General features: G+C 48.5%; 1 protein-coding gene. It reads left to right on the top strand.

The annotated features are described in order from the left end of the window. The first annotated feature begins 116 nt into the window (after nucleotides 1-116). Nucleotides 117-14,675 carry a T9SS type B sorting domain-containing protein gene (locus FGM00_RS17875; protein WP_138854229.1) on the top strand — a complete coding sequence of 4,853 codons (14,559 nt, stop codon included), beginning with the start codon at nucleotides 117-119 and terminating at the stop codon, nucleotides 14,673-14,675. The last annotated feature ends 14 nt before the right edge of the window (nucleotides 14,676-14,689 follow it).

The following is a 14,689-nucleotide window of genomic DNA, read 5'->3' on the forward strand; positions in this document are numbered from 1 at the left end:
ATATTTGTAGGTGATGCTGATTTTTAGTTTGATCCATTCAACCAAATCATTTTAGGAATTGCATTTTGGGTCTTGAACCAAACTCCAAATGCATTCCACCTAACCTACCAACTTCGATGAGTTACCGAATAGCTATCCAAAAGAAATATCTTGTCTTCTTTGCCCTTATCATTGGTTGTTTTTTCATTTCCGATATTCAGGCACAACAGGCTTTTGGTCCTAGGTTACAAAATGCCAATGACCCCTCTCTAGACTATATTAATATTAAAGGGGATTACACCTTTTTGGCGAATAGTGTCATGAATAGGGTCGAGGATTTTCCCGCGCCGGGCACTACCATTGTAAATATCCCCTACAATGGCACTTTCGGAAACAATTCTTGGATACGCGATTACGTCAACGTTGATCCTGGCCCAGGTATATTTAACTCCAGTAGTTCCACTCTTGCAACACCCGATTGCTCCCGAATTTACTGGGCTGGACTTTACTGGGCGGGAAATTATGATGTAGAATGGAACACCCCGAGCTCGTATCCCTATTCATATGATACTTCAAGATATCCAGATGATAACACCCACAACGACGTTACCAGCATTAAATTCAAGGTTCCGGGAGGTACCTATGTCGACATTACTGCGGATAATGCCGCCGACCCGGTAGGGGAAGAAGATCATATCATCATAGATGGGTATGCCGATGGCGTTCCCGACAGTCCATATGTATGCTATAAAAACGTGACAGGAATGTTACAAGCCCTTGCCGACCCCGACGGAGAATACTTTGCCGCCAACATACGAGGCACCCGAGGGGGAAACACCTATGGCGTTGCCGGTTGGACGCTCGTTGTAATTTACGAGAATCCCACTTTAACGGGCAAGTACATTTCCGTTTTCGACGGCTATGAAGGGGTCACTACGCAAACAACCGCCTCAAGTAGATCCAATATCGATATTGCGGGCTTTAATACTGTGCCGGCAGGACCGGTACGCGCACGTATCGGAGTTAGTGTCCTTGAAGGTGAAACCGACCTTACGGGCGATAGGTTTCGAATCAGAACACCTTTAAACCCAACCTATTCGAATTTGAGTAATGGCGCCAATCCCGCCAATAACTTTTTCAATTCCAGTATTACCATCGATGGTGCCAATGTCAACTCTAGGAACATCAATAGCACCAATTCAATGGGGTACGATTCCGATATTTTTAATATCAGCAACCCCGGGAATAGTGTCATTGAAAATGGCGAAACTTCCGCAAGATTGCAGCTTAGAACCAGTAGTGACTGGTTTGGGGCGTTTTTGGTCACCTTTGGGGTAGATATTATCGAACCTGATATCGTTCTGGAGAAAAAGGTAGAGGATATCGCCGGTAACGACATTACCGGGCAAGGGGTAAATCTTGGTCAAATTCTGGATTATGTATTGTCCTTTACCAACACCGGAAACGATGATGCCACAAACTATACCATTCGCGATGTGCTTCCGATAAACACCACTTTGGACGAGAGCAATATTACCATGCCCCCAGGTACGACGTATACTTATAATCCCGCAACAAGAGAGGTTGTTTTCAGCATTCCCGACAATATTATAGAAATAGGAGACCCCATTTCCCAGATTCGTATGCGGGTACAAGTGGCTGAAAACTGCTTCGACTTTATCGATGCCTGTACCGATTTGATACAGAATCTAGCCTACTCGACCTATGAAGGGGTTATCAATGACAACCAAATTACCGATGATCCGAGCGTCTCGGATTTTGATGATTGTGGTTTTGTAACCCCAGGCGCGACCAACTTTCTATTAGACGACCTCTCCGATTGTAACTTTACCAGAACGGTACAGTTGTGCGGAGACTTTGCCATTCTCGACGCGGGAGACAATTTTGATTCCTATGTTTGGGTGCGGGACGATAACAATAACGGAGAGTTGGATGCCACCGATACGGTCCAGAACGACGGTGATCCCGACGGAGACCCAAGTACCTTGGTGGTGACGCAAACCGGCACCTATATCGTTGATAAGATCGTGGCCGACCCTTGTAAAGGTTTTAAGGAAATCATTATGGTCGAGCGTTTCGGAAGCACCCAGACCAATCCTTTAGTTGATTTCTTTAACAATAGCAATAACGATGCCGATGCGACCAACGATGTGCAGGGCGAAATCGCACAGTGTAGTGTTGATGGGGATCTATTACCCAAGATTTTCTTATGCGGTGCCGGCGATACGCAGCTTATACAGGTTAATATTCCCGATGCGCAAAGCCTCTCTTGGGAATTGCTCGATGAGGCCAGTTGCCCCGCCGCCAATGCCGATTGTGCCAATAAAAACCTCACCTGTACCTACAACCAAGTCGGTACGGGAGGCGATTTTACCGCCAATGCACCGGGCAAATATCGTTTGGTCATAAACTACGCCAACGGTTGTTTCAGCAGGTTCTATTTCGATGTTTTTCAAAACAATTTGGATGTTCAGTACAACAAAAGGGATATTTTCTGTGCCACCGATGGGAACATTACGATTACCAACCTCGGGGCCAACTATGGTTACCGATTGTTGGATGTTGCCGCTGGCACCATCTTGATTCCGTTTAGCGCCAACAACGGACCTAGTTTCGATATTACCACCAATGGAGCCTACCGTGTTGATGTAGTGCAATTGGATGGGGCGGGAGACCCCATTCCTGGGGCCTGTATCTTCAGCACTCCGAATATTGGGGTTTTGGACAGGGATTTTCAGGTGGATGTTGAAACCACTCCTGCCAATTGTAATGCACAGGGCACGATTAAGATAGACATTCTGAATGTACGGCCCGATTACACCTATGTCCTTCGCCTAGCTGACGGTACATTGGTAGATGACGAAACCGCCCAGCCCGACAATACCCATACCTTTAACGTAAACCCAGGCGACTATATCGTTGAGGCTTCTACCTCGGACGGCTGTACGTTTTCACAAAATGTGACCGTAGCGGCTACACCGGACCCTACCGTTCTCGCGGTTACCACCAGAAATATCGGCTGTAGTGCCGGTATGATTACCCTGACGGGGAGCAACGGCTTTCCCGATCCGGAATACAGCTACGCGATTTGGTCTAAGGACGGAACCCCTTTTTATACGGATTTTGGCGCTATCCCAGGCGATGCGTATCAAACCGATCCCGTATTCAACTTTGGGTGGAGCGATACCGACGACGACGGTATCGATGAGCTTTATACGCCAGGGGAAGATGGGGACTACGTATTCGTAATCGTCGATTCGAACAACTGTTTTGCACTTTCAAACGAAGTAACCATTACCGACAACGGTGCCATGACGGTCTCCGTTACCGATGATTCGGGCGTAAGCTGTAGTGGTAACAATGATGCGCAGATTACCATCGTGCCTTCGGGCGGTATAGGACCGTACACCTACAGTATCGATGCGGGAACAACTACCCAACCATCGCCGACCTATGTAAACCTATCGGCAGGAACATATAACATTCAGGTAACCGATAGCTCGGGCTGTACCATAAATATTACCCACGATATCGTCGAGCCGTTTCCGTTATCGGCCTCCGCTGGAGTTTCGAGGGATGCCACCTGCGACCCTATGGGCGCAGAGGTACGCATCACCAACGTGGTGGGCGGTACCGCTCCCTACGCATACAGTTTTGATGGCGGTAGCACCTACGGTACTTCTACGATTGAAGTCTTGCCCGCGGGTACCTATACCATTATCGTTAGGGACGCCAGCACCTGTACGTTCCCGATGACCGTGACCGTCGAAGATGTACCACCACCACCATTGGTGACCTTAACCCCGGAAGTCAGTTATTTATGCGACGGTTCTGCCACCGTAACAGCAACTCCGAACATTACTACCTACAACTATACTTATTCTTTGGATGGGGCCATCAATTCGCCGCCCGATAGCAACGTCTTTACCAATGTCGCTCCCGGCACCTATACGGTAAGTACGAATTATGTTTCGCAAACACCGCCAACCCCAAGCTTATTGCTTTCCGAAGATTTCGGAAACGGCCTTACCATACCCAATCCCAATACATCGGGCTATTTCTATGAAAATCAATTGGACGATACTACACCAAGTGGCGCTCCGATTGACAATAGTAGATCTATAAATGATTATGAATACGCTGTCACAAGTCATATTGAAAGACCATTCGGTGCCTGGATGAGACCTGTTGATGACCATACAAGTAATGGAACCATCGCGGACGGTCGCTACCTCGTCATCAATATAGGTGCCCCGAGTCCTGGACAAATCATTTACCAAAAACCTATTAACGACATTATCCCCAACCAACCGATAGATGTGTCGTTATGGCTAATCAATCTTATCCGCAGCACAAGAACGCTTGTGGCTCCCGACCTTACGATAGAATTGAGAGATACCACTACGGATGCGGTTGTCGCCACGGCAAACACTGGAGCGGTACCGAATAATGAAGATTGGAACGAGTACGTTCTTTCTTTAAATCCAGGTGCGAATACAAGTTTGAATTTGGTAATCACTACCAATGAGAGTGAAATTAATGGTAACGATGTTGCTATTGACGATATTACCGTCTATCAAACACCTGAAGTTTGTGAGCTTACCGTACAGACTTCGGTAGTTGTGGAAGCGGGTAGGGTTTTTGCATCCAATATCGTTGGGTCGACAAATGTAAGTTGTAATGGGCTTTCCGATGGTACCATCTCTTTCGAAGCGGAGAATTTTGACGCTACCGCAGGTTTCGATTATTCGTTGGATGGCGGTACGACTTGGATCAATTCTACCACCTCTCCCGTGACTACGGGTGCCATTTATGGTGCCGGGCTGCAACGTATCGAACTGCGAAAAGCGGACGAAACAAGCTGTACGACATTTGTGGAAGCCACTATTTCTGAACCAGCTATCCTAGCGGCCAATGCTGCCATTACCACTCCCCTAAATTGTACCAATGGAGGGGCAACGATTACCGCAAGTGTTTCTGGAGGGACACCCGGCTATACCTATCAATTAGAGGATACCGCAGGCGTTGCGGTCGCAAGCTATGACTTTGCGACCAATGGATCAAATACGGTTTTTACGGGAATCGCACCAGGCGATTATATCGTGCGTGTGCGTGATAATAATTCTTGCGAAGACCCTATCGATTCGTCCTTGACGGTTGTGTCGACAGAAACCATCGCATTTGATATTACCGCCACAAATTGTTACTCCGGTGCAAACGATGCCACGATTGAGGTAGATGTAACCGATGGAAACGGCAATTATACCTTCAGCATCAATGGCGGACCGTGGGTGACTCCAACTCCATCAAGCGCAACCTCATATATATTCACAAACCTGGCCGATGGTAGTTATACCATTAATGTTAGAGACGGTGCCGGATGTATCGGAGTTGCTCAAATCGCGGAAATCGACCCGCCGATAACCGTGAGTGCAACAGCACCAAATATTACCGCCTGCGCTACGTCGACCTTTATAACAATTTCATCTTCGGGTGGTGATGGTTCTTTTCAGTTTGCTGTAATGCCCGATGGCGCCACTCCTTCAATGCCAGACTATAACGCTTCCACCGTTAGGGAGGTATTCGCTCCTGGAGACTACGATATCTATCTGCGTGATCCGAGCGGAGGACCTAATCGTTGTACCGCCTTTACTGAAATCACCATATTTCAGGATGATCCAATAGCAATTACGCCTACTCCGAGCGATGTAAGCTGTTTTGGAGCGTCGAACGGCGCCATATCGATTGTTGTAAATTCTGGTGGGGAAGCACCTTTTACCTATAGCATCGACAACGGTGCTACCTATGTCATAGGATCCAATTTTCCGAACCTAGCCGCTGGAACATATCCCGTGCGTGTTCGCGATGCGAATGGATGTGAAACTATTGTGCAGAATGTACCTGTAAGCCAACCTGCTCTTTTAGAAGCCGAGGCGGTACAGACACAAGATTATACCTGTACCCAATCGGGGCAGATTACCGTGGGAAGCGTTACACCAACTTCCGGAGGTTCAGGGAGTTACCAATACAGCATTAACGGAGGTACGTGGACTGCCGCTACCACCGGCGGACATACCTTCGTCGACCTTATCGATGGAACCTACAGTATACGTGTTCGCGATGCCAATGTCACTTCCTGTGGCATCACTTTGGGCGACATCGTCATTTTACCCTTACCGGTTGAGCCGGTTTTGACGACCTCCATTAGTTATAACTGCGATGGAACCGGAGAAATTACGGTTAACCCATTCGATGCATCCTATACATATATTCTAGATGGAGTCCTGCCTGGACAGACAGGGGCCGGAGCCAATATACTGAGCGATGTGGCCATAGGAAATCACGTCATTACGGTGGATTACGGAAGCGATTGTACTAGGGACATCCCTATAATCGTGGAGTCTGGCAATGCCTTTGGGGCCACCATTACCGCTTTTGAAAACTTGGATTGTAATGCCGATAATTCGGGAACGATAACCATTTCGGCCGATAACTTCGGTACAGGTGGATACGAATATAGTTTGGATGCCACTACCTTTGTAGGTCCGTTTACAGCACCGGAACAATTGACCGGTCTCGCAGCACAGGCCTATACCATTACGGTTCGCGATGTAAACGACCCGATTGCCGGATGTACCGTAACCTTGAACCAAACCTTGACCGAGCCAACGGCCATTGTAGCGGCAGCAAGCATCACGGAAGCATTTACTTGTGACAACACGGGAGCCACCATCACAGCTAGCGCCTCCAATGGAACACCCACTTATGAATACCAACTTGAAGATGGTGTGGGTGGTATCCTAACGGCCTACCAGGGTACTACGACCTTTACCAATGTTCCTGCAGGAGACTATATCGTACGCGCAAGAGATACCAACGGGTGTACAGACGCAATTGATACCCCCATTACCATAACCGCGCCGGTAAGCCCTGCCTTTACGACAACTCCGACCGCTTGCTATTCAGGAGCGAACGATGCCAGTATTCAGGTCGATATCGATGCGGGCTCCCTTCCCGGGAATGGGGGGTTCCAATTCAGCCTTGATGGCGGTCCATGGATGACCCCGACTCCCGCTACGGGAACAACCTATACCTTCGACAGGCTGGCCAATGGCACTTACACTGTTGATGTACGCGACGCTTTTGGTTGTACGGCATCACAACAGACCATTACCATAAATCCGCAACTGAACGCCATAGTCGATGTTATCGATATTAGTTCTTGCGCAGACGGGAGTATTACGGTAACCCCTTCGGGCGGTGATGGCAACTACGCCTATGCATTTGTCAGTACGGGAACGTCCGTAACCACAGTCGATTTCGGTCCAGCCAACACTTTTACGGTAACCGCCGGTAACGACGGCGCTTATGATGCGTATGTTTGGGATAACAATGCGAATGCGCTATCACATTGTGAATTTATGGATACCGTAACGGTGAATCCCGCTACGCCATTGACCTTTTCATCCGCACCAACCAATCCAATTTGTTATAACGGAGTAGGCTCCATTGAAGTGAGCATTACTTCGGGCGATAACCCCTATACCATTCAAATCATCGATTTGGATAATGGCGGAGCTTCCAACCAGACGGATAGCAACGTAATAGCAAGTACGCAAACCTACTATAATCTGGCGCCTGGTAACTATACGATCAATGTAACCGATGCCAATGGATGTACCGTAACCGATACACCGGTTACCATAAACAATCCCGATGAATTGACTGGTGACGTGAGAGGGGTTACTCCAGCTTCCTGTACGGGAGATCCGAATGATTTTGGATTCGAGTTTATTTCGTACACCACTACACTCGGTACCATAGAATTCAGTGCCGATGGAGGAGCTACTTGGACAGGCGATAACAGTGTTCCCGGAACAACGGATCGCTTTACCGGTTATACATCCGGTGATACCGTTTATCCGTCTATGCGGACGGTTTCAGGGGGTGTTACCGTATGTCAAACCGACTTACCTCCTTTTATCATCCCATTCCCGTTAGATGATCTGGATATTACCGTTTCGGCAGTGGTCGTTAATTGTAATGAATTACAGGTGACCGTATTGGGCGGTGAGGGAACGCCGAACTATCAATACACCTACTCTGAGGACCCGGCCAACTTTGATTCATTGACACCGGTCCATCCATGGGAACCGAACCCTGCTACCGACAACGCCACTCCCTATACCTTTACAGGACTTGTGCCTGGAAGGACCTATGTTTTCTATGTACGTGATGCTGCTGGCTGTGTACGTCAAAGCAACGTGAACGTCAATGATTTGATTACCGTTCCATTGGCGATTACGACCGCATCAGAGCCATCTTGTGCAGGTGCCTCCGATGGTGAAATCACCTTTACCGTGACCGACAATACCGCACCGTTCGGTAGCGAGTTTCGATGGACGGTCTATGATGTTAGCGGTGGAACGCCGGTAGCAGTGGCCAATAGTGGCGGTGGCGGAACAGCCATCAATCAGCCTTTTACCTCTCCACAGGATGTAACCGTGAATGGTTTGCCTACTGGAAACTATTTTATAGATGTCATCGAAGTTGATGGTGGTGTGGATAGTTGTAGGGGTGCTTCGGAAAACCTCTTTTTGGACGAATTGGATCCCATTACCGCGACTTTGAACAAACTTAGCGATATCTCCTGCGCGAACCCCGGCTTAATCGCCATAGAGAACATTCAAGGCGGAGGAGGTACTTTTACCTATACCGTAACCGGTCCTGCTCCTTTTTCAACGATTACGGGAACTCCGGATAACCCGGTGTCCATTCCCGCGAATTCACCGGCAGGCAACTACAATATAACGATTACAGATCAGTTCGGATGCTTTGCCGACTTAGGACCGATCAATGTCGGTTTGACGGCGAATCCGACCATCGATTCCATAGTGGTCGATAATTGTGTGTCTCCAACGTCGCTAACGATCAATGCAAGCAGCACAGCCGCTCAAATCCTATACTCCATTGATGGTGGCGCCACCTACGTGGATAATGGCGGTGTCTTTAACAACTTGACCACCGGAAACTATACCGTTTCCATCATCGACAGCAACGGCTGTACCGATACCGATACCGTAGACATTCACCCGATTCTGGAAGCCAATGTTTCCTTGACCAAATTATTGGATTGTACCGCTTCACCGGATGCCGAAATCACCATAGAGGTGACCTTTGGATCGGGAGATTACGACTATCAAATTACCGATGGCACGGGAACTGTTGTTGCAAAACAGGCCTTGCCAAGCAACCCTTATGTATTTAGCGCCACGATTGCGGAGGACTATGTCATTACGGTCTACGACAATTTGACGGCGGGCCCATGTAACAGAATTTTCAATATTACAGTGCCAGATGCGGTTACCCCAGCCTTTACGGAGGTACATACCGACCTAAGCTGCAACGGAGCCAACGACGGAAGCATTACCTTGACCGAAACCTTGAACGGTATCAATCCGCTGACCTATACCATTTCGCCAGCGGCCGGAAGCTTTAATGCGGCCACGAATACCTTTGAAAACCTTCCACCGAATACCTATACCGTTACGGGAAGGGGAACAAACAACTGTCCGTTCGATATCGTAGGAATCGTTATCGACGAGCCGTTTATCATTTCAGTTCCCGCAGCCGCAGTAGTCGAGTTTGGATGTACTGCCGGAAACAATCCGAACGATGCTAGTATCAGTATCAACAACGCTGGTATCACTGGCGGAAGCGGAACCTTCGTACGATACGAATTCATCAACGATCAGGGCACAGCTACGACAGGAGATGATGTGGTCGTTCAAACCGGTTCCTCAACGATCTATACCGAGACCAACACGGCCGGAGGTACCTATATTATCAACGTTTACGACGACAACGGTTGTCTCGGAAGTACCAATGCGACCATTCTTCCTTATGTGGAAATAAACAATGCTACGGTTATCATCGATCAAGGTGTAAGTTGTACCCCTGGCAATGATGCACAGGTCACCATTGGCTATACGGCCACACCGGCTACTCCAGTACCGACCATCACCTATTCGGTAACAGGTACGGATAACGCCTATAGCTCGTTAAACCAAGCTACTGCTGTATTTACAGGGCTTGGTGTCGGAAACTATGAAGTGACCGTTACCAACACCGATACCTCTTGTTTTATACAGACCGCATTTGAAATAGAAGACCCGAATACTTTTGAAATCGATACAACGGTGACCGACGTCATCTGTTTTGGTGACAATGGCTCGGTAAGCTTTACCATCAACGACCCGATCAACCCGTATGCCGCAGGGTTCTTATGGCAAATCTATGATTCCCAGGGCACGGCAGATCTTTTGGATGATGTTATTATCGCAGCGGCAAATGGCATTTCGGCCAATGTCGGCCCGACTGCACCCTTCGCTATCGGGGCAGGAGAGTACCGCGTCGAAATCACTCAGGATTCAGATCCATCCTGTGTCAACAACGCGCTGTTCACTATTGCAGGACCAAGCGCTGCTATTACTGCGAACACCGATGTAACGCCGATTACATGTGTTGGTAATGACGGGACCATTGAAATCATCGATGTGCTCGGTGGATGGGGAACTTACCAATATTATGTGGGAACCGTTGCACCGACGGTAGCCGGAGACTATTCGGCGACCCTAAGGTTCGAGAACCTTGCACCGGGAACCTATGAGGCCTGGGTGATCGACAGCGAAGGTTGCCAGACCCAAGTGGACAATGGCATCCTGCTTGCCAATCCGACTCCTATAAGTGCTGACCTTCAAATCAACCAGCCTAACTGTACCGACCTGAACGGCGAAATAGAGGTCATTAACGAGGCAAACGGTCAAGGAAGCAACTACCGTTACCAGCTACAGGTATTCAATACCATTAACGGAACATTTGAAGACCTGAGGCCTATACAAACCTCCGACGTCTTTAGCGGATTGGGAGCGGGACAGTACCAAGTCGTCGTCAGCGACCAATGGACCTGTACCTTCGTTACGGCAGCTGTAACCCTATATGCACCTATCGCCCCCTTGACCACAGTTGTTAAGTCCTTGGATTGTAGTGCGAGCCCAGGTGGGGAAATCACCGTAACCCAAACTGGTGGTTCGGGAAGCTTTGACTACGAGGTTAGATATCCCGGAACCTTAGCGGCAGACCCTGCGGACGATGCCAATACGACTGGAGTCTTTACAGGTTTGACCTTGGTAGGTGACTATGTGTTTACTATTACGGACCAAGACGCCACCCAAGCCTGCCCCACCAACATTACCCAAAATCTTGAACCTGCGGTTTATCCCGTATTAACTATTGATTCGGCCACGGATGTTAGCTGTAACGGTGCCAATGACGGTACGATTGCGGTGAGTGTTCCGGATAACGGGGTAGGACCGTACACTTTTGAAATCGTCTCTGGAGATGGTAGTTCGGTAGGTTCTCCTATTCTACCCACCTCCAGCACAGCAACTACAGCTACATTCAGTGGACTAACTGGTGCAGCAACACCGGGCATTACCTACACTGTAAGGGCTACCGGTACGAACAGCTGTTTTGTCGAGCAGACGCAAGCGATAGTTATGCCCGATGCCATTGCAAATGTTGCCGCAACGGTAATCGATTTTGCCTGTACGGCCGGAAACAATGGCAACAATGCAACCATTACCATTGATGCCGGTATCACCGGTGGTTCTGGTAGCTATGTGCGCTATGAATTTATCAATACCGATACGGCAACCACCGTTCAGGATGGTCCCAATGCCAGCTACACAGAAACCGATTTCGCCGGTGGCAACTATTCCATTAATGTATATGATTCCATGGGATGTGTTGGAAATACAACGGCCTACATCGCACCTTTTGATGTGCTTCAATCTGCCAGCGTGGCCATAATCGATCAGATTTCATGTGTAAACGCCGGAGAGGATATCCGAATTGACGTAGTTGGTTCATTGAGCGATTCCACCGGTAGTCCCGCGAACTACGAGTATCGATTGTTGCCAGGTGGCACGTTCCAATCCTCGAACGTATTCAACGATTTGGCAACGGGTTCACATGCCTTTGAAATCAGGAACGTGAATACGGGTTGTTTGATTTCGGTCACCCACTTTATTGCAGATCCCAATACCTTCGATATTACCGTGAACAAACTAAGCGATGTGCAGTGTTTTGGCGGCACCGGCGAGATTCAATTGGAAATTTCCGATGCGACCTACACGGGTGGCTTTGTATGGATGATCTTTGATGCCAACGGTACCCCAGCAGATCGTTCCGACGATGGGCCTTTTATCTTGGATGGTACTTGGCCGGATGTAGGACCGACCGGGACCATTGCGGTACCCGCCGGAACTTTCGTTGTCGAAATAAGGCAAAACGGGTACCCAGAATGTACTCAGACGGAAGTCTTTACCATTACAACTCCTTCCGCAGCACTAATCGCGGCCGTTACTGAAGAGTCAAGTCCAAGTTGTACCGACGACCAAGGAAGAATCTTGGTCAATCCGTCCGGTGGTCAAGGACCATATACCATTTTATTGGAAGATACCGCCGCTGGTTACAGCCAGACCCAAACAAATGTTTCGGCCTATATCTTTACCGGATTGGCCGGAGGCGACTATGATGTGACCGTTACGGACGCACTAGGATGTATTGCAACGGGCGCCCGTACTCTGATTACCCCAGATGCGCTTACGGCCACGATAGCCAATACCAACTTGGCCTGTTTCAACGACAATACAGCAAGCGTTACAGCTACGGTAGCGGCGAGAAATGTAACACCGGCCTACCTGTATCGCTTAAATACCTACAGTGATGCAGCCGGCACCAATCTATTATCGACCTCGGCCACACAGACAGCGGATAACTTCCAAAACCTGCCCGCCGGTTTCTATAGTATTTCGGTTTCCGATGATGTCGGATGTACGACCGAAACGACAATTGTGCAAATTGCCAACCCGGTCGAGGTAGTCGCAACATTATTGCGTACTAGTCCGTTGACCTGTGCCACAGGTGTTGAGTTTCAGTTGTCCGCCACTGGTGGTAGCGGGACTTATGCCTATAGTGAAGACAATATCACCTTTATTCCTATGGTCGGCAATACGGTGAACCTGCCACAAAGTGGCGTGTTAGCTGCCGGAACGTATCGCTATTACGTCCGGGACGAAGCGAGTGGATGTACTGCTGTACTTTCCAATGAAATTAGCGAAGACCCGATTGATCCGGTCGTACTTGAAATCGATGCCAGCGCAGCGGTAATCAACTGTAATGGAGAAAATACGGCTATAATATATGCTTCGGCCACCGGTGGCTTGGGCAATTACGAATATGCCCTATTCACCGATGCCGCCTTGACGAATAATTACTACAGTCCCGGTAATTTCCAGACTTCAGGCCAGTTTAGCGACTTGCCTGCTGGAACCTACTATGTTCGGGTCAGCAGCAATGATTGCCCCCCTGATTCGCGGGAAGTTATTATTAATGAGCCTGCTATATTGGTGGTAGACGATGCCAATGATTTCACAAACCCGAGCTGTTTCGGGGACGAAAACGGTAGTATTCGAGTGAGCTTGTCTGGTGGCGCCGGAGGATATCAGTATGCCATTTCACCAAGACTTGACCAATTCTTCCCAATTGGGGAATTCAACGATCTTGCTCCTGGGGATTATACCGTTATCGCACAAGATGAAAATGGATGTTTTGTAGAGTTATCATATACCATCACCGCTCCCGAATTGTTGGAAGCAACTGGAACCCCAACCCCTGAAATATGTATCGGAGAGGAAAACGGTACCATTTCTTTAACCGTTACCGGAGGAACGGCCCCATACAGAACGGCCTTGAACTCGAACTCGGAAGCCGATTTCGTTCAGGACCGAATGGATTTCACCGATTTGGCAAGTGGGGACTATGTCATCATAGTTCGAGATGCGAATGATTGTGAGACCGATCTGATTGTTTCGGTCACCCCAGGCGTTAATCTGAACGCGGTCGTAGAACCTGTTTATGAGTGTTCGGGAGATTCGCCTGACAATTATATTAATATTATCCTTGAAGACTCAAGCGTACTAGGAGATGTACTCTATGCGGTGGATTCGACCGATCCGGCAGACATGCAATTGAATCCCGATTTTAGGAATATTGCCCCTGGCACGCACTTTATCGCTATTGCACACGCCAATGGTTGTGTACAGACCTTCGATTTTGAAATAGCGGATTTCGAGCCGTTGACGCTTTTATTGCAGAACAACGAGCTCAACCTGATTACAGCCGTAGCCGGAGGTGGAAGGGAAGGCTATACGTTCTTTTTCAATGATATTGACAACGGCAATGACAACACCTACCGAATTAACCAATCGGGAACCTATACGGTTCGAGTAGTCGATGAAAATGGTTGTGAGGTGGTTCAGAGCATCCCAATGGAATTTATCGACATCGAAATTCCGGAATTTTTCACCCCTGGCGGTGATGGATTGAACGAAACATGGCAGCCAAGAAACCAAGAAGCCTTCCCTGAGATACTAACCATCGTTTTTGATCGTTATGGTAGGGAGATTTACCGAATGGGCCTAAACGATGCCGGATGGGATGGTTTTTACAATACCAAGGCTCTCCCAAGTGGCGATTACTGGTACGTTATAAAATTGAGGGGAGAAAACGATCCCCGAGAATTTGTTGGCCATTTTACCCTATATCGATAGAACTTAACCCAAAG

It is taken from the genome of Aggregatimonas sangjinii, from assembly GCF_005943945.1.
Taxonomy (GTDB): Bacteria; Bacteroidota; Bacteroidia; order Flavobacteriales; family Flavobacteriaceae; genus Pelagihabitans; species Pelagihabitans sangjinii.

Excerpts from the sequence above, each read along its gene's own strand:
- FGM00_RS17875 (WP_138854229.1), top strand. The coding sequence starts at position 117 with ATGAGTTACCGAATAGCTATCCAAAAGAAATATCTTGTCTTCTTTGCC.